The 20922-nt window shown below is 44.3% G+C and carries 20 protein-coding genes and 1 pseudogene; 1 reads left to right on the top strand and 20 read right to left on the bottom strand.

From position 1 onward, the window contains the following. Positions 1 to 3: 3 nt before the first annotated feature. The 19 genes and pseudogenes from yqfC to gpr all read right to left on the bottom strand — a co-directional run bounded on the left by yqfC (position 4) and on the right by gpr (position 19210). Positions 4 to 285: a sporulation protein YqfC gene (gene yqfC, locus ACFQ4A_RS15150; RefSeq protein ID WP_382402132.1), complete on the bottom strand. Its 282-nt coding sequence runs from the start codon at positions 283 to 285 to the stop codon at positions 4 to 6. 116 nt (positions 286 to 401) lie between these two features. Next, the gene (locus tag ACFQ4A_RS15145; protein WP_382402131.1) at positions 402 to 881 is read right to left on the bottom strand and encodes a hypothetical protein; all 480 of its coding nucleotides are present in this window, start codon (positions 879 to 881) and stop codon (positions 402 to 404) included. A gap of 30 nt (positions 882 to 911) precedes the next feature. Further along, positions 912 to 1913, bottom strand: coding sequence for a flotillin-like protein FloA (gene floA, locus ACFQ4A_RS15140; RefSeq protein ID WP_382402130.1), 1002 nt, complete (start codon positions 1911 to 1913; stop codon positions 912 to 914). Between the two features lie 27 nt (positions 1914 to 1940). Next, entirely contained in the window at positions 1941 to 3236 is a 1296-nt protein-coding gene (locus ACFQ4A_RS15135; protein ID WP_382402485.1) for an NfeD family protein, read from the bottom strand. 224 nt (positions 3237 to 3460) lie between these two features. Beyond that, positions 3461 to 3906, bottom strand: a pseudogene (locus ACFQ4A_RS15130) (GatB/YqeY domain-containing protein). 18 nt (positions 3907 to 3924) lie between these two features. Next, positions 3925 to 4098 carry a 30S ribosomal protein S21 gene (gene rpsU / locus ACFQ4A_RS15125; protein WP_382402128.1) on the bottom strand — a complete coding sequence of 58 codons (174 nt, stop codon included), beginning with the start codon at positions 4096 to 4098 and terminating at the stop codon, positions 3925 to 3927. Between the two features lie 145 nt (positions 4099 to 4243). Beyond that, the gene (gene deoC, locus ACFQ4A_RS15120; protein ID WP_382402126.1) at positions 4244 to 4915 is read right to left on the bottom strand and encodes a deoxyribose-phosphate aldolase; all 672 of its coding nucleotides are present in this window, start codon (positions 4913 to 4915) and stop codon (positions 4244 to 4246) included. A gap of 108 nt (positions 4916 to 5023) precedes the next feature. Beyond that, positions 5024 to 6376: a tRNA (N(6)-L-threonylcarbamoyladenosine(37)-C(2))-methylthiotransferase MtaB gene (mtaB, locus tag ACFQ4A_RS15115; RefSeq protein ID WP_382402124.1), complete on the bottom strand. Its 1353-nt coding sequence runs from the start codon at positions 6374 to 6376 to the stop codon at positions 5024 to 5026. A 5-nt stretch (positions 6377 to 6381) separates the two neighbouring features. After that, on the bottom strand, positions 6382 to 7143 hold the full coding sequence (locus ACFQ4A_RS15110; protein ID WP_382402122.1) for a 16S rRNA (uracil(1498)-N(3))-methyltransferase: 762 nt from the start codon (positions 7141 to 7143) through the stop codon (positions 6382 to 6384). Then, positions 7136 to 8092, bottom strand: a complete 957-nt coding sequence (prmA, locus tag ACFQ4A_RS15105; RefSeq protein ID WP_382402120.1) for a 50S ribosomal protein L11 methyltransferase — start codon at positions 8090 to 8092, stop codon at positions 7136 to 7138. Before prmA ends, ACFQ4A_RS15110 begins: the two co-directional genes overlap by 8 nt. A gap of 193 nt (positions 8093 to 8285) precedes the next feature. Continuing rightward, on the bottom strand, positions 8286 to 9404 hold the full coding sequence (gene dnaJ, locus ACFQ4A_RS15100) for a molecular chaperone DnaJ (protein ID WP_382402118.1): 1119 nt from the start codon (positions 9402 to 9404) through the stop codon (positions 8286 to 8288). A gap of 218 nt (positions 9405 to 9622) precedes the next feature. Then, positions 9623 to 11464 (bottom strand): molecular chaperone DnaK, encoded by a 1842-nt coding sequence (dnaK, locus tag ACFQ4A_RS15095; RefSeq protein ID WP_382402116.1) that lies wholly within the window; start codon positions 11462 to 11464, stop codon positions 9623 to 9625. Between the two features lie 30 nt (positions 11465 to 11494). Then, entirely contained in the window at positions 11495 to 12082 is a 588-nt protein-coding gene (gene grpE, locus ACFQ4A_RS15090) for a nucleotide exchange factor GrpE (protein WP_382402114.1), read from the bottom strand. 131 nt (positions 12083 to 12213) lie between these two features. Then, a complete protein-coding gene (hrcA, locus tag ACFQ4A_RS15085) occupies positions 12214 to 13245 on the bottom strand; it encodes a heat-inducible transcriptional repressor HrcA (protein WP_382402112.1) in 1032 nt (343 codons plus the stop codon). Between the two features lie 76 nt (positions 13246 to 13321). Beyond that, positions 13322 to 14482: a radical SAM family heme chaperone HemW gene (gene hemW, locus ACFQ4A_RS15080; protein WP_382402109.1), complete on the bottom strand. Its 1161-nt coding sequence runs from the start codon at positions 14480 to 14482 to the stop codon at positions 13322 to 13324. A 72-nt stretch (positions 14483 to 14554) separates the two neighbouring features. Then, positions 14555 to 16363, bottom strand: coding sequence for a translation elongation factor 4 (gene lepA / locus ACFQ4A_RS15075; protein ID WP_382402107.1), 1809 nt, complete (start codon positions 16361 to 16363; stop codon positions 14555 to 14557). Positions 16364 to 16514: 151 nt separating this feature from the next. Further along, a complete protein-coding gene (locus tag ACFQ4A_RS15070; protein WP_382402106.1) occupies positions 16515 to 16811 on the bottom strand; it encodes a hypothetical protein in 297 nt (98 codons plus the stop codon). Positions 16812 to 16823: 12 nt separating this feature from the next. Next, complete coding sequence (gene spoIIP / locus ACFQ4A_RS15065; protein ID WP_382402104.1) at positions 16824 to 17999, bottom strand: stage II sporulation protein P; 1176 nt, start codon at positions 17997 to 17999, stop codon at positions 16824 to 16826. 113 nt (positions 18000 to 18112) lie between these two features. Continuing rightward, positions 18113 to 19210, bottom strand: coding sequence for a GPR endopeptidase (gene gpr, locus ACFQ4A_RS15060; protein WP_382402102.1), 1098 nt, complete (start codon positions 19208 to 19210; stop codon positions 18113 to 18115). A gap of 193 nt (positions 19211 to 19403) precedes the next feature. On the opposite strand from gpr, the gene rpsT reads away from it, so the two are divergent. Continuing rightward, positions 19404 to 19670 (top strand): 30S ribosomal protein S20, encoded by a 267-nt coding sequence (gene rpsT / locus ACFQ4A_RS15055; RefSeq protein WP_382402100.1) that lies wholly within the window; start codon positions 19404 to 19406, stop codon positions 19668 to 19670. A 108-nt stretch (positions 19671 to 19778) separates the two neighbouring features. On the opposite strand, the gene holA is transcribed toward rpsT, so the two are convergent. Continuing rightward, positions 19779 to 20792: a DNA polymerase III subunit delta gene (gene holA, locus ACFQ4A_RS15050; RefSeq protein WP_382402098.1), complete on the bottom strand. Its 1014-nt coding sequence runs from the start codon at positions 20790 to 20792 to the stop codon at positions 19779 to 19781. Positions 20793 to 20922: the final 130 nt, after the last annotated feature.

Genomic DNA, 20922 nt, shown 5'->3' with positions numbered 1-20922 from the left:
ACATTAGTCAGGTAAAAATTTGACTTCTTCTATATTCCCTTCCAGCAATATTTCTTCAGGCAGCATCATTTTCAATACAAATGATGAACCAGTAATTTGTATATACCCTTTGTTTGCCTTGAGTTTAAGCTCGGTGTCGGAATAAACGGTTAAACCCTGATGGTTTTCAACATAGACGTGAAGTTGACCTAACAGGGTAACCCTAGGTAACTCCATCATGACATCAGAAGGAAGTGAAAAATGTTTCACCAGCCACGGACCAATTCGCTGTTGCCATTTTTTCACGGATGCGGCCCCCCTCTCTCAACATATATTTATGACTGTAATGACAGGTTAAGAACAAAAAAAGAACCAATACCGGACAGTGCTTCTGCCTAGTATTGGTTCTTTATATATTGCCTTTATTTTTTCCGTTGGGCCACAATACTGCGGTATGGTTTAATAGCTCTTGGTTGGCCTAAAACCTCTGACATGATGACACCGTTGACTAAACCGGTGCGGGTCAAATTATGATTCATCTGCCTCTTCATTTTTTGCTGTTCGGCTGTCAGTTCATTTCCCGGTTCTCTGGTAATATGTTGCTTGATTCCGTCATGTTCAGAATCTGGTGTTTGTGTTTGTTCCGTTTTGTTCATACGTTCAGCCAATTGTTTGCGCTGCTCGTACTGCCTTTCTTCGATGGACTCTGCAACATCAGTTGGAACCGTCTCTGTTTCCCGGTGTGGACTGTCGGCCGTTTTGTCTTCACCGCCAGAGGGGAACGGTGCAGGAACCGGCTTGTTTTGACGGCGTTCTGATGTATCTCTATTATTTTGTGCATTGTCTTTAAAAAAACCTGAAAGTGCTGCCACGATGGCAAGGATGATAAAAATTATTTCCATCGTAACCCTCCTTCATCATGAGCTGACACATTATTGCTTGTTGTTGTCATCATGTTCTTCATTGTCCTGGGTCAATTTCCCGATTGTGTCGCGCATGTCGGTATCGGCATCAATGTTTTTATAATTCATGTAATCCATGACACCCATATTGCCGGAACGCAATGCTTCTGCGAGAGCACGTGGCACATCTGCTTCAGCTTCCACAACTTTTGCACGCATTTCTTCAACGCGGGCCACCATTTCCTGCTCTTGCGCAACAGCCATTGCACGTCTTTCTTCCGCTTTGGCCTGTGCGATATTTTTATCCGCTTCAGCCTGATCGGTTTGCAGAATAGCCCCGATGTTCTTGCCGATATCCACATCAGCAATATCAATCGACAGAATCTCAAATGCTGTTCCTGCGTCAAGCCCTTTGCCTAACACATTATGTGAGATAGAATCAGGATTTTCCAGAACTTTCGTATGCGCTTCGGAGCTACCAATGGTACTGACAACCCCTTCCCCTACACGGGCAATAACGGTGTCTTCTCCGGCACCACCAACCAAACGGTCTATATTAGCGCGCACCGTGATGCGGGCCTTTGCTTTCACTTCAATCCCGTCCATGGCAATACCGGCAATGAAAGGTGTCTCAATAACTTTAGGATTAACACTCATCTGGACCGCTTCAAGCACATCACGGCCGGCAAGGTCAATCGCGGCCGTCCGTTCAAATGACAGCTCGATATTCGCTCTGTGAGCAGCAATCAGCGCATTGACGACCCTGTCAACGTTACCTCCTGCAAGATAATGGCTTTCCAGTTGATTCGTCGATACGTCCAGTCCTGCTTTATGTGCTTTAATTAGCGGATTAATGACTCTTGCCGGTACAACTCGGCGTAAGCGCATACCGACAAGCGTGAAAATACCAACCTTTACGCCCGCTGCCAATGCGCTGATCCACAGCATCACTGGAATGAACGTGAATAAAACTGCCAAAGCAATGACAATGATCGCGATTATAATAATCGGCATCAGCTGTTCCAATCCCATGCAAATTCCTCCTGATTATCAATGTTATTAAATATCTCTTACAACCACGCGAACCCCTTCTACTCGCACTACTTTTACAGGTTGATCTTTGCCAATGAACCCCCCCTCCGTCACAACGTCAAGACGTTCATCACCAAATAACGCGCTTCCCGATGGCCGCAGGGGTGTCAGCGTTCTGCCCTCCATACCGATTAATTCCATTCGGTTTTCTGAAGAGACATAGCCACGTTCGGTTGACGTCTGATCGGTTAAAACCAAACGACGGAAAAACCCCTTGTTTCCACCAATCGTCTTAAACAGGATGGCAGAAACAATAATCGTAGCAAGTAAGGCAATGCTGATACTCATCGCCATATGGCCAATGTCCTGCCCTGACATGATAAGTGATCCGAAAATTGCCGCAAGGCCGAGTAAGCCGGCAATGCCTCCTGGTAAAAAAAACTCTGCAATGATCAGCCCGACTCCCAGTATCAATAAGACGACAGCTTCCATGCCAGCCAAACCTGCGACAACATGGCCGTAAAAGAATAAAATTAAAGCCAGAACACCTGTGATCCCTGGAAGGCCAAATCCCGGGGAAAACAGTTCAACAATCAAACCAATGCTGGCAACCGACAAAAGAATGGGCACCACAACCGGGTTGGTGATGAATCTTGCTATATGTTCCGAAATGGTCAGTTCTTTTTCCGTAATGGCTGCATCACTTAACTCCAACGCTTCCAGAAGAGCGGTGCGATTCTCAACTGTACCAGCGGAATAGCCGACTTCTTCCGCTGTACTCGGCTCCAATGTGAGATACTTTCCTTCACCAGCCGCATACTTCGGCATATCGATACTTGGATCGGCCATCGCTGCGGCATATTGGGGATCTCTCCCTTTCGATTCGGCAGCACTTTTCATGGCAGATAACCATGCGGACCGGGCTTTTTCATCAGCAGCCGTTCCATCCTGGTTGATGACACCGCTTGCTCCCATCGTTGCCTGGGGTTTCATATAAATATTATCTGTATTCAACGCAAGGTAAGACCCTGCAGACAACGCCCGGTTGACAATGAAGGCCGTCGTTTCAATATCCAAGTTTTGTAGCATTTCCCCAATTTGTTCAGCAGCATCCACGGCTCCACCTGGCGTATCAATTTCATAGATTATATGATCTGCCCCGTCTTCTTCAGCTTCCTGGGCCGTACGATTGAGGAAGGCTCCCAGTCCCTTTTCAACCTCATTCTCAATCGGGACGACATAGACGAGATCACCATCTTTGTTGTCTTCAGCATAGGCAGGAGACATGAGACTGGATAAAGCATATAGAATAACCAATATCATTGCCGTAACACTAACCTGCCTGCATCCGGCACCATACACACGACTCCCCCCTCTCTGATATGCCCGGCCTTATCTTTACGTTTTTTCCTGGTAAAAGGTTTCAATTAATTAAAATCGTAACATAAGCTACCGTAAAAACAACCATTCCATATACAATAATATATTCCATTATCATTCGAAATACGATAAAAAGGTCCTGCCGTTGCGACAAGACCTTTGAAAAATTACCCTAAGTGTCTTTGAACCAGTTTATTAATCCGTGCACCATCAGCCTTCCCTTTTACTTTCGGCATAATCGTGCTCATCACCTTGCCCATATCTTGTTTGGAAGTTGCATTCACTTCCTCAATGGTTGACTTCACTATCTGCTCCAGATCTTCTTCAGTAAGCTGCTGGGGCATATATGCCTTTATAACATCGATCTCCGTTTCAAGATGATTAACAAGATCATCGCGTCCAGCTGATTTAAACTCTTGGAGGGAATCTTTCCGTTGTTTCAACTCTCTTGAAAGGACCGTTAATTCTCGTCTTCTGAAAGATTTTGATTACCAAGTTTAATTGATTCATTTTGCAGCGAGGCTTTCAGCATGCGTATAACCGCAAGTCTGTCTTTTTCCTTGTTTTTCATTGCCTGCTTCATATCCTGGTTCAGCTGTTCCACTAACGCCATGGGCATGCACCTTCTTTACTATTTGCGCTTTCTGGCAGCTTCAGACTTTTTCTTGCGTCGTACACTTGGTTTTTCATAATGTTCACGCTTACGATATTCCTTCAATGTACCACTTTTGGATACGCTGCGTTTAAAGCGACGAAGAGCATCTTCAAGAGACTCGTTTTTACGAACGCGAGTTGTATTTGACATGCTAATTTCCCTCCCTCCGAAGCACAAAACAAAAAATAAAAGCAAAAACATGTATAACATTGTATGACATGTCATTGGTCATTATAATATAACAGGCTTATCAGGTCAACTTAAATATTGCTTCATGAAAAAATTTAGTCTTCCTTTAATAGTCGGATGTACCTGTTTCACCAGCTATGATGTCAACACCGGAACTGGCGCCAATCCGTGTTGCACCTGCATCAATCATCGCTTTCACTGACGCCAGATCCCGAATTCCGCCGGAAGCTTTGACACCCATATCATTCCCGACTGTTTTCCGCATTAATTTAATATCTTCTACGGATGCACCACCGCCGGAAAAGCCTGTAGACGTTTTGACAAAATCAGCACCTGCCTGTTTGGCCAGCTGACAGGCACGTACTTTTTCCGGATTATCCAAAAGCGATGTTTCAATAATCACTTTTGTCAATGCGCTTCCTTCTGCTGCCTGGACAACTGCTTCAATATCCCGTTGTACAGCGTCATCATTCGCTGACTTTAATTCTCCGACATTGATTACCATATCCACTTCTGTTGCACCATCTTTAAGAGCCTGTTTTGCTTCGGACACCTTGGATGTTGCCGACGTGGCCCCCAGCGGAAAGCCGATAACAGTACACACTTTTACTTCAGTGTCTTTCAGATTTTCATAACAATCGGACACCCAATAAGGATTGACACAAACCGAGGCGAAATTATGTTCTCGTGCCTCGTTAACAATCCGATTAATCTGATCTTTTGTTGTATCAGGCTTTAATTGTGTATGGTCAATATATTTGGCAAGTTCCTGGCTCATACTACGTTTCCTCCTAATCATTGGTTGTCCATACCTCTTTGTCTATAATAGCATGTCACATTTGGAATTGCATCCTGAATATAAAATAACCCCCGGAGGTACCGGGGATTAAGACGTCATTTCAATGCTGCCATTTGTCGCATGATCCATCACACGAACAAATATCCCTTCATTATAAGGATAGCCTGAGCGGGTGATTTTCACACGTACAATTTTTCCGATTAAATCTTTTGCTCCCTTAAACCGGACCTTTAAATAATTATCGGTATAACCTTCCAGCATATCCCCATCCGCTTCCTGCACATGCTCTTCCGGGATAACCTCCAGCACTTCGTCTTCATAGTCGGAAGCATATTCCTTGGCCAGCTGATCCGATAATTCAATCATCCGGTTAACACGCTCGTTTTTAACATCGTCACCAACCTGATCTGTCATACGGGCGGCTGGTGTACCGGTTCTTCTTGAGAATGGAAAAACGTGAAGTTCGGAATAGCTGATGTCTTTGACAAAATGATACGTTTCCATGAATTCTTCTTCCGTTTCACCCGGAAAGCCGACAATCACATCTGACGTAATCGCAAGTCCTGGTAAGGCACGGCGTATTTTAGCCACTTTTTGTTTATAATACGCTGTGGAATATTTTCGGCGCATACGGTGCAGTACAGAATCCGATCCGGCCTGCAGTGGGATATGCAAATGACGAACAATTTTTTCGGATTTATCGAGCACTTCAATGACGTCATCAGTGATCTGGCTTGCTTCAATCGACGAAATGCGAATCCGTTTCAGACCATCAACTTTTGTCTCAAGCTCTTGTAGTAGCTTGGCAAAATTGTAGTCATTCATGTCTTCTCCATAACCCGCCGTATGAATACCTGTTAGAACAATTTCCTTATAGCCCGCATCCACTAAATTTTGCGCTTGGTTGATGACATTCTCAGGATCCCGCGAACGGAGCAAACCTCTTGACCACGGGATAATGCAAAATGTGCAGAAATTGTTGCACCCTTCCTGGATCTTTAATGACGCACGTGTACGATCGGTAAATGCCGGCACGTCCATCTCCTCAAAAACACGGTTCTTCATGATATTCGTGACACCATTGATGGGTTCACGCGTTTTCTGGTGCTCTTCGATGTAGTCAATCATCTTCTTCCGGTTTTGTGTGCCAACAATGACGTCAACACCGGGAATTTCCATAATTTCACCCGGTGATGTCTGGGCATAACACCCCGTCACACAGATAACGGCATCCGGGTTTTTACGGACAGCCCGTCTAATGACCTGTCTGCTTTTTTTATCTCCTGTATTGGTTACGGTACATGTGTTAATGACATAGACATCGGACTGGCGATTAAAGTCAACACGCTCGTAACCATTATCCTTAAACATATTCCAGATTCCTTCGGTTTCATAATGATTCACTTTACACCCTAACGTATGAAAAGCTACAGTTGGCATTTCATTCACCCCAATTCTTCAAATTGATAAGAAACACTTGCCAATGCATATAATGCAGCTGTTTCCGTGCGTAAAATCCGTGGTCCCAGTCGGACGGGAACAAAATCATTTTGTTTAAGTATATCAGCTTCCTGCCCGGAAAAGCCGCCTTCCGGACCAATGACGATCAATACCCGGTCATCCGGGTTTAATCTTCTGATTACCATGCCGAATGACTGGTACACGTCCGTTTTTGCCTCTTCTTCGTAAGCCAATAACTTTAAATCAAACCCATTACTTTCTTCAGCCAATTGATTTATCTCAGTTACCGGCTGAATGGAAGGGATTTTATTGCGATGGCTTTGTTCACTTGCTTCTTTAACAATTTTCTTGAACCGTTTCATTTTCTTTTCCATTTTTTTATGGTCCCAGGTTACAATTGTCCGGTCTGATTGAACGGGGATAAATGCTGCTGCTCCGAGTTCGGTCCCCTTTTGCAAGACAAATTCAAATTTATCACTTTTAGGCAGACCCTGGGCAATCGTGATGGCTATCGGTGATTCAGCTGACCCTTCAAGCCATTCCTTAATAACGGCGTAAACATGATCACTTGTCATAGTCGTGATTTCTGTAACGGCAGCCTGTCCATCCGGATGATTGCAAATGATTTCGTCGCCGGATTTTGCCCGCATCACACGGCTGATATGGTGAGCGTCCTCATCAGTGATCACAACCTCGTTGTCATGCCAGTTTTCCGCTGGTACAAAATAACGTTGCAAATCAGGCACCACGCTTCTCTTCAGTCTTTTGAGCGACAATCGCCACCCAGTCCTCCATTTCGTTCACATCGATAATCCGGAAACCTGCTTGCTGCAAGTCAGCTATCACCATTTGTTTTTTGGCCTGAATAATTCCGGATACAATGAAAAATCCATTCGGTTTGAGGTTGTTCCATGCATCCGCTATAAATCTCACAATAATATCAGCTAAAATGTTGGCTATTATGAGATCGGCTTGCATATCGACATCGTCCAGCAAATTATTTTGCCTCGCGGTCACCCGTTCTGCCATGCCGTTTAATTCGCTGTTGATTTGTGTGCTTTTGACCGCAACATCGTCCAAATCAAATGCGTGAACTTCTTTGGCACCGAGCAACCCTGCAGCAATGCTCAAGACACCGGAACCGCAACCCACGTCGATGGCTGTGTCGTTTTTATGTATATAGTGTTCAATTGCTTGAAGACTCAATATGGTTGTCGGATGTGTCCCTGTCCCAAACGCCATACCCGGATCAAGTTCAATGATGACTTCATCCTCCGAGACGGGTTCATAGTCTTCCCAGGTCGGGACGATGGTAATCATTTCGGAAACGTTAACAGGCTTATAGTATTTTTTCCAGGCTGTTGCCCATTCTTCCTCATTTAGTTCACTTAACGTTACCTTGTTGTGTCCCAGATCGATAGCGTATGACATCAGGTTATTGATCGCCTGCCTTATGTCATCAACTGCTTCCACTACATGGTTATCTGCCGGCAAATAGGCTTTAATATAAACGCCTTCTTCCGGATAGTCATCCGGATCCAATTCATACACTTCACCAAACAGGGATTCGCGCTCCTTGACCAGATCAATCGGATCCTCAATCACAACCCCACTGGCACCTGCCTCGTGCAAAATATTGGAAATAGGTTCGACCGCTTCATTTGTCGTATGTATGCGCATTTCAGACCAGTTCACTCTATATCCTCCCGTTTCCTGGAATGTATGGCCCCCGTGAAACATTGGGGCCATTTCCAGTGTCATATGAAGAGGGACTTCTGCAAAAACACCCCTTCGTGAACAAAATCATGTGTGGATGTTATCTTCCGACGCATGTTTCTTGTTCATCGGGATACGCAGAAGTCCATATCCTTTCCTATGCCGTACATGTTCAGCTTTTGAAAGCATTTTTAAAACGCTGGAACAAAGAACTTTGCTCGTCGGTTGCTTCGTTACCGCCAATTTCATTAAATTCGCGGAGCAGTTCTTTTTGCCGATCGGAAAGTCTGCTTGGGGTAACGACCCTTATCTGGACATGCTGATCACCATGCCCATAGCCACGGACGTTAGGCGCCCCTTTCCCCTTCAAACGGAAGATTTTTCCGGTTTGGGTGCCCGCCGGAATCGTCAGCATCACTTTTCCGTGGACTGTTGGCACTTCTACTTCGTCTCCAAGACCGGCCTGGGCAAATGTTATCGGTAATTCACAATAGATGTGATCGTCTTCCCGTTCGAAAAACTCATGGGATCGTACCTGAATAACGACAAACAAGTCCCCGGGTGGGCCACCGTTCACGCCAGGCTCACCTCTTCCGGCCACTCTTATTTGCTGGCCTTCGTCAATGCCTTTAGGGATTGAAATATGAATGCTTTTGTGCTTTTTCACCTTACCGGCACCGCCGCATGTATGACACTTTTCCGGGATAATCTTACCGGTGCCGTTACAATAATGGCATACACGGCGATTGACAACACGGCCAAATGGTGTATTCTGCTCGGTGTTCAGCTGACCGGAACCGTGGCAATGGGAACAGCTATGTGTTTTTGTACCAGGTTTGGCACCGGAACCGTGACAGGTTTCACATTCCTCTTCTTTCGGTATGCTGATGTCCGCTTCTTTTCCAAAGATTGCCTCTTCAAAGTCCAGCGTCATCGTATATTGTAAATCGGCGCCCTGCTGTGGCGCATTCGGGTCACGTCTGCGGCCGCCGCCAAAGAACATGTCAAAAATATCACCAAAGCCGCCAAAGTCACCAAAATCCTGGGCACCGCCAAATCCTGCCTGACCTTGAGCACCTGCATGGCCAAACTGATCATATTGTGCCCGTTTTTGTTCATCGCTTAGTACTTCATAAGCTTCTTTTGCTTCCTTAAATTTTTCCGAAGCGTTTTCTTCCTCACTGACATCCGGGTGGTATTTTCTTGCCAGTTTACGATACGCTTTCTTTATTTCATCCTTTGAAGCGCCGTTCTCGATACCAAGCACTTCATAATAGTCGCGCTTACTCACTTGTGAATCACTCTCCCGACACTATTGCATACATTTTATCATATCATCATTGCCGTTTTCATCGCAAACGAAGACTGTGCGGATTTCTTATCCAGTGAAAAAAGTCAAAGTCAAGAAAACCTGACTTTGACTTGGGGCAACCGGATAAAGGGCAGCCCGAGATTACCGCAGGATGTGATGTGGTGCTCTAAATCGGACTTCCTTTGCTTATATGGTCGTTATTTTTTATCTTCTTCCTCATCATCCACTTCTTTGTAGTCGGCGTCAACGACTTCATCGTCCGAGTCCTGGCCTTCTCCTTGTTGAGCCTCTTCAGCCTGCTGCTGTTGCGCCATTTGCTCATACATTTTGACGGAAAGCTGCTGGACCTGTTCCTGCAAGGCGTCTTTCTTTTCCCTGATTTGCTCAAGGTCGTCTGATTCAATCGCTTTTTGCAATTCCTCTTTGGCTTCTTCAGCTTTTTGTTTCTCGTCATCTGTTACATTGTCGCCTAAGTCTTTGATCGTCTTATCTGTCGTGAACACCAACTGGTCAGCCTCATTGCGAAGGTCAGCCTCTTCACGGCGCTTTTTGTCTTCTTCCGCATTTTCTTCAGCTTCTTTTACCATTTCTTCGACCTCATCGTCCGAGAGACCAGATGACGACTTGATGGTAATGGATTGTTCTTTATTAGTGCCTTTGTCTTTTGCACTGACGTTAACAATACCGTTGGCATCAATATCAAATGTCACTTCAATTTGTGGGACGCCACGAGGTGCAGGTGGAATGTCAGTCAGCTGGAAACGACCCAGTGTTTTGTTATCAGCCGCCATTTCACGCTCACCTTGCAGCACATGAATATCAACCGCCGTCTGATTGTCAGCTGCTGTCGAGAATACTTGTGAATGACTTGTTGGGATTGTTGTATTCCGTTCAATCAGTTTGGTTGTGACACTACCCATTGTTTCAATTCCCAATGATAATGGCGTTACGTCCAGTAGCACAACATCCTTGACATCACCCTGCAGAACACCGCCCTGGATGGCAGCACCGAGTGCAACCACTTCATCAGGGTTAACCCCTTTTGATGGTTCTTTGCCTGTTTCACGTTTAATGGCTTCCTGAACAGCAGGAGTCCGCGTTGAACCGCCAACAAGGAGAACCTTGTCAATCTTGCTTGCAGAAAGGTTCGCATCCTTCAGTGCTTTACGGGTTGGCTGCATTGTACGTTCAACCAGATCCGATGAAAGTTCTTCAAATTTAGCCCGTGTCATATTCATTTCCAAGTGTAGCGGTCCGTTCTCACCCGCTGTGATAAATGGCAGTGAAATTTGCGTCTGGGTGACACCTGAAAGTTCTTTTTTGGCTTTTTCAGCTGCATCTTTCAAACGCTGTTTTGCCATTTTATCCTGGGAAAGATCGATGCCATTTTCTTTTTTGAATTCCTGAACCATATAATCCATAATCACTTCGTCAAAGTCGTCCCCGCCGAGACGGTTATCACCGGCAGTCGAGACCACTTCAAACGTGCCGTCACCGATATCTAGGATGGAAACGTCAAACGTCCCGCCACCCAAGTCATATACAAGAATGGTCTGATCCTGATCATCTTTATCAATACCATAAGCGAGGGATGCTGCAGTTGGTTCGTTGATGATACGCTCAACTTCCAGACCAGCAATCTTTCCGGCATCTTTAGTCGCCTGACGCTCGGCATCGTTGAAGTATGCCGGTACTGTGATAACCGCTTTTTCGACAGTATCGCCTAAGTAATCTTCCGCATACGATTTAAGGTACTGCAGGATAATGGCCGAGACTTCCTGAGGTGTATATTCTTTATCATCGATGGTTACTTTATAGTCGGTACCCATATGACGTTTGATTGATTGAATCGTATTTGGGTTGGTGATAGCCTGGCGTTTTGCTACTTCACCTACTTGGCGTTCACCATTTTTGAATGCAACGACAGATGGTGCTGTCCGGTTCCCCTCCGGATTGGGAATGACAACGGATTCGCCGCCTTCCATCACTGCGACACATGAATTTGTTGTACCTAAGTCAATTCCGATTATTTTACCCATAATCTGATTCCTCCTTCACTACTCATCCATTTACTTGTTAACTTTCACCATTGCCGGCCGGATTACCCGATCTTTCAGATAATAGCCTGTTTGCAGCTCTTCTGCAACGGTATCTGGTTCTGCATCTTCATTCTCAACCTGCATAACCGCATGGTGAATGGTCGGATCAAACGGTTTTCCGACGGATTCGATTTCTTCAATACCCTGGGCTTTCAGGGCATCCTTGATTTGGTTATAAACCATTTTTACACCTTCAACAAAACTTTTCGTTTCATTGGTGACTTCCACTTGCAATGCCCGCTCGAAATTATCAAGTGCAGGCAATAATTCCTTTACAAGGTCTTCTGCCTTGTATTTGCGTTCCGCTTCTTTTTCTTTCTGGGATCGTTTTTTGAAATTATCAAATTCCGCTTGTACACGCAGCAATTGCTGATACGTGTCATCTTTTTCCTGTTTAAGCTGATCCAGTTCAGCCTGAAGCGGGTTTTCTTCAGGATCCGCTGATGCCGCTTGTCCTGTAACGTCTTGATCATCTGCATCGATGACTTCTGTAACGACATCTTCCTGTTCATCTTTTACTTCATTCTGGTTTGGTTTTTCTTGATTTTCCTCGGTCATCCCTGTCACCTCCCATTATGAAAATAGCCAAGATAGAATATAACATGAAACGTACCGGACATAAACATGTAAAAGCAAAGAAGTGATGGGATCATCCCCACCTTCCTGAAATATCCTATAAGAGTGTTTCCTTAATCATCATCCGGATACCACATATGCAATACATCTGTCATTTCAGCTGATAAAGCATTCAGCAAGGCAATCACTTTCCTATATTCCATCCGGGTTGGCCCTATCAAGGCAATTGTACCCATTTGCTCCTCATTCATTTCATACGTTGCTGTTATCAGACTGCATTCTTTGATCGCATCGACTTTATTCTCATGGCCAATGGTCACTTTAATGCCATCTGCCGCATCCTTCAGCAAATTGACCAATTCGTCTTCTTCCTCGATTAAGGAATAAACTGACCGGACTTTATCAATGTCATTGAATTCAGGCTGCATCAGCAGGTTTGTTTTACCGCCGAAGTATAACTTTACCGGATTCTCGCTGAAAAAAGCAGCCTGCAGATAAGCATAGGATGATTGAAAATCGACCATGTACTGATCCATCAGGTTGACAATTTCCGTATTGAGCTTTTCAGGTAGATTTATCAGCGGTACGCCATATAATCGATCATTTAAGATGTTAACCATTTTCTCCAGATCTGATGCATTAATTGTCCCGGGAACGGAAAATGCCCGGTGTTCCACATGTCCGGTATTGGTGACTAAAATAGCCACAGCTGTATGTGGTGACAACGTAATGATTTGTAGCTGTTTTAATCGCGTTTCAAATATTTCCGGCCCCAGGATAATCGATGTATAGTTCGTTATTTCCGATAATATTTCAGCAGAACTTTGGACGATTTGCTCAAATTCAAACGGTCCATCCTGCATCATATTCCGAATAATCCGGGCATCACTGCCTATTTCCAAAGGGGAAACCAAATGATCGACGTAATGGCGATACCCTTGTTCCGACGGTATTCGGCCTGAAGATGAGTGCGTTTTTACCAAAAAACCCATATCTTCCAAATCGGCCATTTCATTGCGTATGGTAGCCGGGCTGTATTGAATGTGACCTTTCTTGGCAATCGAGCGTGAACCAATGGGTTGAGCTGAATCGATGAAATCATCAATGATGACTTGCAGAATCAGCAATTGTCTTTCAGTTAACATGAGGATCACCTCTGTTAGCACTCTGTTACTTCGAGTGCTAATGCTATTCATAAACTATCAAATCCTATTTTTTTTGTCAACGAACAAGCTTCAGGTCCTCTTCCTCCAGCAAAAATTGCGCAAATACCTCGTTACCGAATAACATACCCTGATTGGTTAACTGCAGATTTTCTCCACTTTGCCTTAACCAGCCTTTTTTACTGAGAAATGCGATGGCTTCACCATAAATGGCATCATACGAAATACCGTATTTCCTGGTGAACTGCTCCGCGTTAACACCCGCCATGGTCCGTAAACCAAGAAACATCTCTTCCTCTATCATTTCCCTAAGGCCTATCTCTTCTGTATGCAAAACCGGGGTCCCATCTTCCATGGCTTTTTTCACATAAGCCGGCAATGGTCGAATATTTCCTGTCCGTTTCCCGGGCAAATACCCGTGGGCTCCTGCGCCAAAACCGTAATAATGGTCATTTTTCCAATAAACCAAATTATGCTGGCTTTCAAAACCGGGTTTGGCAAAGTTGCTGATTTCATATTGCGCGAGACCATTTTTGTGCATTGTGTCTTTTAAAATCGTATACATTTGGACTTCTTCCTCTTCTGGCGGGCGGTGCAGTTTTCCCTTTTTATACCGCTGATGAAAGACGGTTTTCGGTTCGATCTGTAAAGCATAGGCTGAGTAATGCGGTAAACCAAAGGTAACAGCCTCGTCCAGTGTTCGCCGGAAGTGCTCAACCGTCTGGTTCGGCAATGCATAAATGAGATCAAGGCTTATATTGTCAAAGCCATGCTGTTGCAGGCGGTCAACTGTCCGGTAGACATCTGTTACTTTGTGCAGACGGCCGAGTTCTTCTAGCATGGCATCATCGAATACTTGAACACCTAAGGAAATACGGTTTACACCAAAATGTTTGAGCAATTTAATTTTTTCTTCGTCAAAGTCACCGGGATTGGCTTCGATCGTGAATTCGGAGCAACCGGCAACATCAAATTTCGTATCAATCAATTGCAGTAATGACCGTAGCTGCTCCATATTCAGGGCTGTCGGTGTCCCGCCGCCAATAAAAATCGTATGAACCTGATTATGTGTTCCTTGAACGTGTGTCTTGATCTCCTGTGAAAGTGCCTCGATATAGTCGTTTGCCTGCTTTTCGTCATAAAAAAACTTGGTAAAATCACAATAATGACAGATTTGCTGACAAAACGGAATATGGATATAAACCGATTGGGCTTTCATTTTAAATCTCCCCTACACAGAAAAGGGATAACTCCTGCCGTCCGCAGAAGTTTCCCTGTTCCGCCAAAATAATTAATCATCGTTCATTTCCAGCACAGCCATAAACGCTTCTTGGGGGACCTCCACAGATCCCACCATTTTCATGCGTTTTTTGCCTTCTTTTTGTTTTTCGAGCAGTTTTCGCTTCCGTGAAATATCCCCGCCATAACATTTGGACAGGACATTTTTTTTCATCGCTTTAATCGTTGACCGTGCAATGATTTTGTTGCCGATAGCTGCCTGAACCGGCACTTCAAATTGCTGTCTCGGGATGATGTCTTTCAATTTGTCCACGATGTGTTTTCCACGCTCATAGGCAAAATCCCGATGCACAATGAACGACAGGGCATCAATGGTGTCCCCATTCAGCAGGATATCCATTTTGACGAGATTGGATGGCTGGTAGCCGATTAAATCATAATCGAATGAAGCATAACCTTTCGTCTGTGATTTCAATTGATCAAAGAAATCATAGACAATTTCAGATAGTGGAATGTGGTAGACAATGTTGACACGTTTTTCATCAAGGTATTGCATATCAACAAACTGGCCACGCTTTTTCTGAGCAATTTCCATTACAGGGCCGACAAAATCATTCGGCACCATAACCGTTGCTTCCACAAATGGTTCCCGGACTTCCTGAACAAGCTGTGAATCAGGCATCATAGACGGATTATCTACTTCAACCGCCACACCATCTGTTTTCTCGACTTCATAAATTACTGAGGGAGCGGTTGTAATCAGATTGATATTAAATTCCCGTTCAATCCGTTCCTGAATAATTTCCATATGCAATAGTCCCAAAAAGCCGCAGCGAAAGCCAAAACCCAAAGCTTGTGAACTTTCGGCTTCATACTGCAATGAGGAATCATTAAGCTCGAGTTTCTCCAATGCTTCCCGCAAATCATTGTATTGATTGGAATCAACCGGGAACAAGCCGCAAAATACCATCGGGTTCAGCCGCTTATAACCGGGTAATGGTTCGCCTGCCGGATTTTTGGAAAGGGTAATCGTATCACCGACTCTTGTATCGCCGACATTTTTTATCGATGCCGTCAAATAGCCCACATTGCCGACCGTCAATTCATTCTTCGGTACGGGATTTGGTCTGAAAACACCAATGTCATTAACCTCAAATTCTTTGCCATTGGCCATTAATTTGATTTTATCGCCGACTTTGACCGAACCTTCTTTAATACAGATATAAGCTATGGCACCACGGTAAGGATCATATAACGAATCAAATATGAGAGCTTTCAACGGCTTTTCAGGTTCACCGGATGGGGCTGGGATATCCGAAACAATCCGTTCCAGAATGTCATCAACACCAATATCATCTTTTGCTGACGCCAATATAACCTCGTCTTTATCAACCCCAATAACATCTTCCAGTTCCTGTGCCACCCGATCGGTATCGGCATTCGGCAAATCAATTTTGTTAATAACCGGAATGATTTCAAGATCGTTGTCCAAAGCTAGATAGACGTTAGCCAGTGTCTGCGCCTCAATTCCCTGGGCAGCATCCACAACTAAAATAGCACCCTCACATGCCGCAAGACTTCTGGAAACTTCATATGTAAAATCGACATGTCCGGGTGTATCAATTAAATGAAACAAGTAATCCTCTTCGTTTTTACCTTTATAATTCAGCTGCACCGCATTTAACTTAATCGTAATGCCCCGTTCACGTTCCAAGTCCATGGCATCAAGAAACTGCTCTTTCATTTGACGCTGCGTCAACGCTTTTGTTTTTTCCAGAATGCGGTCTGCAAGCGTTGATTTGCCATGATCGATATGGGCAATAATGGAAAAGTTGCGTACATTCGCTTGTTTGATGGTCATATATGCTGTCCACTCCTACTTTTTTCCTGTCCCTTTTGGCAGATAAAAAGACAACTTTACTACATTTGATAACTAGGATTGATTATAGCAATTGTACTGTAGACATTCAAGAATGACAGCAGAAACGGCGGGACCTGAAGTGGACAGCCGTTCAGAAAAAGACCTGGACAAGCTGGTACGTAACACCCACAACGAGCTCGTAAAACCCTTTAACACCGGATTCCAAAAATGCTGCGGTCTTCTGTGTGAAATGTTCAGGTGACTCAGGCATCTCCGGCTCCTCATTCGGTGGCTGCTGCTCAATGATCACCTGCTTTTCTTCCGTTTGCTCAATTGTTTCTCCTGTATTTACATCACTGGCATTTGGCCCGTTCTCCTGATCCATTCCAATGACCATACCCGTTAAAAAAACCAGTCCTAATGACAACAATACAACAAGCGTGCGCATACCCATTCCCTCCTATTGATCGGCATCCACCTTCTCGGCATCCCAGTAATAGTCACTGAATACTTCTGCAACAGCATCAGCTGTCCGGTACAATTCATCCAAGTTATTGTCGACGCCGCCAAATTCGAGCAGCATGGCATTCGGCGACATATCCTGGTTATAGACCCCGTTTTCACCAGCACCTTTTTTCGTGATGACACCCCTGCTGAGACCTGGATACTTTGCTTCAATCATGTTATGAAGTTCATTGGCAATTTCTAGGTTTTTTTCGTAGTCTTCATATTTGGCACCAACCACAAACATGATGCGGGCATAGCTATCCCCGTCAATTTCTTTGGTTGTTTTATTTCCAGGTATCGCGTCACGGTGCAAATCAAACGAATATTGAAAATCGTCGTTACCGGCAAATGCCTCCTGTACCACTTCTCTGGAAGCGGTATAAGACTCGTGATATTTGAGATCCTGATCGTTTAAAACACTCATAATATCGGTTTGATCAACTTCAGTGCCGACCCCGTTCGCTTCAAGTGTTTCGGCAAATCGTTCACTGACTTTGCCAATATTCACTTCCCCGTGCTGGGCGTCATCAGGATCATCCGTATCAGGCAAATGAGGCAAAAACGACTCCCGGTTATGCGTATTGTAAATGAAGACAACATCCCGATCACCTGTCGTTGGTCCTTCCTCCTGCTCGTCATCCGCCTCTTCCTCTTTCTCCGCTTCTTCAACAACCGCTTCCCGTTCTTTTAGAATATCTTCCAGCGGCGGGGCTGATTCCACAGGCAAGTTGGTATAATCCGTTCCTTCACCGGCGACAATGATTTCATTCTGAAACGTTAAAAAACCCGGCAGCTCCTGCCCCAATAAACTCCTTGTATCACTTGGCCTGATATTGGTTGCCATTTCAAACAGCATATTGGATATATCGGGCCACTCCTGATCGTCCGGGTAAGCTTCTTCAAAAGCTTTGTTTTCCATACCCATTAAATATAAAAAGATAGAACTGTCCAGATCGCTTGTCCAATTCGTAATTGTATTGGAAGAAAAGCGATACGCTGGTGAGACTGTCGTCAAAAAACCGATGCCAATAAATAACACAGCTACACAGACGATATAAATGCCACTTTTTTTATAAAAATGACGGAATAACCTTTTGTTTTTCGATTCTGATTTATTGTTAAGATACATGGTTCCACTCCCCTGAAGAATCTCGGATAGTAAAATCTATGAAATAGCTTCAGAAACTAGAACCAATTCTTTTAAATGTTTAAAACATGGTAGAGGCTATAGCAGTGATGCTCTTATCGTGTATAGGATGCAACATTATCCACCGTCACCCTACTGTGCAAAGCGGCATTTAAACCGTTGGCAACCACGGTGGCCATATCGTTCATAAACCCATCCACTTCTTTTGGGGTGACCATTAAATTGTGCCCGATCGGTGTCAGAACCTCCTGAATCAGTGATTTCTTCTCTTCTTCGGACAAGGTTCCGACAATCCCCATAAATGTCTTTCGTTTCTCTTCGTCAGGCATGTCTTCATCCGTCAATTCCTTATGACCGAATGATAACCCAGCCGGTGTCAGTGATTTGGATGGCTTGTCTTTTTCCTGAAACTCCCTGCCAAAGTGTTTCAGCATAAAGTCGATTGTGTCGCTTGTTATCGTCACGGCGTCCACGACGGTCGGGCAGCCAACAGCGAATACGGGCACACCTAATGTATCCTCACTCAATTCTTTCCGTTTATTGCCGACACCTGAACCCGGGTGAATGCCTGTATCAGAGATTTGAATCGTTTCATTGACACGTTCAATCGACCTGGACGCCAGCGCATCAACAGCAATGACAAAATCCGGGTTGACCTTTTCCACAATCCCAAAAATAATATTGCTTGTTTCAATACCCGTCACGCCCATCACACCCGGTGTGACGGCTGCGACCGAACGATAGCCTTCTGAAACCGATTCGTGCTCCATTTGAAACAAATGGCTCGTCACAAGCACCTTTTCGACTGACATCGGCCCAAGGGCATCCGGTGTGACATGCCAATTGCCAAGGCCGACAATCAGACCAGTTGCACCAGCAGGGACATCATGTTTCTTTAATAATTGTTCCATTTCCGTGCCAAATACTGTCGCGGCATCTTCCTGTTTTTTAGTATCCTGTTGTTTGACCCCATCGGCGTAAATCGTAATATAGGATCCCTGTTTTTTTCCGATGCGTTGTTCACCTTCAGCATCGATATCAACATAGGTTATGGCAATATCGCCTTCCTTTTTTTCTTTTACCTTTACGCCATTGATGTCCTGTTTTGACGCGTTATCTTTTTCCACATACATATCCCTGGCTTCAACCGCCAGGTCCGTTCTGACATTAGACTGCTCTTCGTTATCCACCATCTCGAACCCTCTCTTTCACACGTTTAGTGACCTTGTTATTTATATATTTCACGGATTTCATCCAAATCATACAGAGCCTAGAGGAAAGCTGTTGAAAAGGAGCTGATCGTCTGGTAAAATGTCTTTTGCTGGACTAGAAAAAATAGTGATATTATGTTTTATCTATGACGACTATTTTCAGGAGGTGACATCATTGGCAAATATCAAGTCAGCCATTAAACGTATCGATATTAACGAAAAGAAGCGGTCGCACAATATCCAATTTAAATCAGATATGCGCACCCATATCAAACGAATGGAGAAGCTGATCGAACAGAAGGATGCAGAAGGGGCAAAAGCTGCTCTGCCAAGCACTTTTAAGAAGATCGATAAAGCTGTCCAGAAAGGCGGCGTCCATAAAAACAAGGGCAATCGCCAAAAAGCGCGTTTAACGCAGAAAATAAATGAACTGGGTGCCTAAGAACAAACTGGCAAAAGCCCCGTTGTTTCGTATGCCAAAGCGGATTGACATTTCGCTTGTCATATAAAAAACGATCCTGAATAAAGGATCGTTTTTTATATGAATCGACTATTGGGTCAGTTCATGCAATAAAAGTTCAAACGCAAGTTCTTTTTCCATTTTACCCTGCTTTATGGCTGCATCCGTCCGCGTTAATTGGTCCATGATGTTTTCCAGCCGATCAACCGAAAATTTTCGCTCCCTTTGACCGGCCATTTTAATAACATAGGGATGTGCTCCGATTTGTTTTTGCATTTGAAATTGTGTATATCCCTTTTGACTCAAAAGCTTCACCCGGAGAATCGTCCGGAACTGAAACGCCAGTAAAGCGACCAATCCAATCGGGTCTTCCTTCATTTTCTCCAAATCTTTATAAATCGAAACAGCCTTATGCAGATCCCGGTCAATGACAGCATCAACAAGTCTCAATGATGACCCGGTTTCTGTACGGGCGATCAGATTTTCTGCCATTTCCTTAGTAATCACGCCATTTTCCCCCGTGTAGGTAGCCAGTTTTGTCAATTCATTCCACACCTGGTGCAAATTGGTTGATAATTCCGATTCAAGCGTTTCCAGCGCATCATCCTCAATTCTGACCTTCATGGCACCGGCCAAATTTTTAATCCAATTTTTCAGCTCATAATCTTTAATTGGATTGCATTCGGCTGTCACACAGTGTTGCTTCAGCATTTTACTAACTTTTTTGCGTTGGTCAATTTTCTCATATGGCGCTGTAAAAACAATAACCGAATAATCAACCGGCTGTTGTAAATAGTTGATCAGCACGTCCAAGTCATGTTCAAATGGCAGCTTTTCCTGTTTTGGCTTCAAAAACGATGGGTTGTTGGCCATGATTAGTTTCGTGCCACCAAAAAAAGGATATGTTTCAGCGTCAGTGATCACATCCTGAATAGGTGTCTCCTCCAAATCATAGACCAACAAATTTTCCCCGGTTTCATCCGCCACGGCTTCGGTTATGTGGTTTGTTATATTTTGTATAAAATAAGATTCTGTTCCATATAATAAGTATACGGGTGCAATTTGCTTTTGCTTTACTTGCTGTAATACGTCCATATATGTCATGTGTGATTCACTCCAATGATCCCGATATAAACAATCGTAAAACCTTATCATTGGAATAGCAAGCACTTTTACCGAACTTTTTTGGCCTCATAAAGAACAGAGGGAAATGATTGGGTCATTTCCCCCTGGG

The organism is Lentibacillus salinarum, from assembly GCF_042679865.1.
GTDB lineage: Bacteria > Bacillota > Bacilli > Bacillales > Amphibacillaceae > Lentibacillus > Lentibacillus salinarum.
The sequence above is the reverse complement of the archived record's forward strand: the minus strand, read 5'-3'. Positions and strand labels throughout refer to the sequence as shown.

What these genes read in the sequence shown, in the direction of transcription:
- floA (WP_382402130.1), bottom strand. Translation starts at nt 1,913, where the DNA reads ATGGGATTGGAACAGCTGATGCCGATTATTATAATCGCGATCATTGTC.
- holA (WP_382402098.1), bottom strand. Translation starts at nt 20,792, where the DNA reads ATGACATATATGGACGTATTACAGCAAGTAAAGCAAAAGCAAATTGCA.
- ACFQ4A_RS15070 (WP_382402106.1), bottom strand. Translation starts at nt 16,811, where the DNA reads ATGCGCACGCTTGTTGTATTGTTGTCATTAGGACTGGTTTTTTTAACG.
- ACFQ4A_RS15145 (WP_382402131.1), bottom strand. Translation starts at nt 881, where the DNA reads ATGGAAATAATTTTTATCATCCTTGCCATCGTGGCAGCACTTTCAGGT.
- deoC (WP_382402126.1), bottom strand. Translation starts at nt 4,915, where the DNA reads ATGAGCCAGGAACTTGCCAAATATATTGACCATACACAATTAAAGCCT.
- rpsU (WP_382402128.1), bottom strand. Translation starts at nt 4,098, where the DNA reads ATGTCAAATACAACTCGCGTTCGTAAAAACGAGTCTCTTGAAGATGCT.
- mtaB (WP_382402124.1), bottom strand. Translation starts at nt 6,376, where the DNA reads ATGCCAACTGTAGCTTTTCATACGTTAGGGTGTAAAGTGAATCATTAT.
- gpr (WP_382402102.1), bottom strand. Translation starts at nt 19,210, where the DNA reads ATGGTGGATAACGAAGAGCAGTCTAATGTCAGAACGGACCTGGCGGTT.
- spoIIP (WP_382402104.1), bottom strand. Translation starts at nt 17,999, where the DNA reads ATGTATCTTAACAATAAATCAGAATCGAAAAACAAAAGGTTATTCCGT.
- hemW (WP_382402109.1), bottom strand. Translation starts at nt 14,482, where the DNA reads ATGAAAGCCCAATCGGTTTATATCCATATTCCGTTTTGTCAGCAAATC.
- ACFQ4A_RS15135 (WP_382402485.1), bottom strand. Translation starts at nt 3,236, where the DNA reads ATGATATTGGTTATTCTATATGCTTTATCCAGTCTCATGTCTCCTGCC.
- hrcA (WP_382402112.1), bottom strand. Translation starts at nt 13,245, where the DNA reads ATGTTAACTGAAAGACAATTGCTGATTCTGCAAGTCATCATTGATGAT.
- grpE (WP_382402114.1), bottom strand. Translation starts at nt 12,082, where the DNA reads ATGACCGAGGAAAATCAAGAAAAACCAAACCAGAATGAAGTAAAAGAT.
- lepA (WP_382402107.1), bottom strand. Translation starts at nt 16,363, where the DNA reads ATGACCATCAAACAAGCGAATGTACGCAACTTTTCCATTATTGCCCAT.
- dnaK (WP_382402116.1), bottom strand. Translation starts at nt 11,464, where the DNA reads ATGGGTAAAATAATCGGAATTGACTTAGGTACAACAAATTCATGTGTC.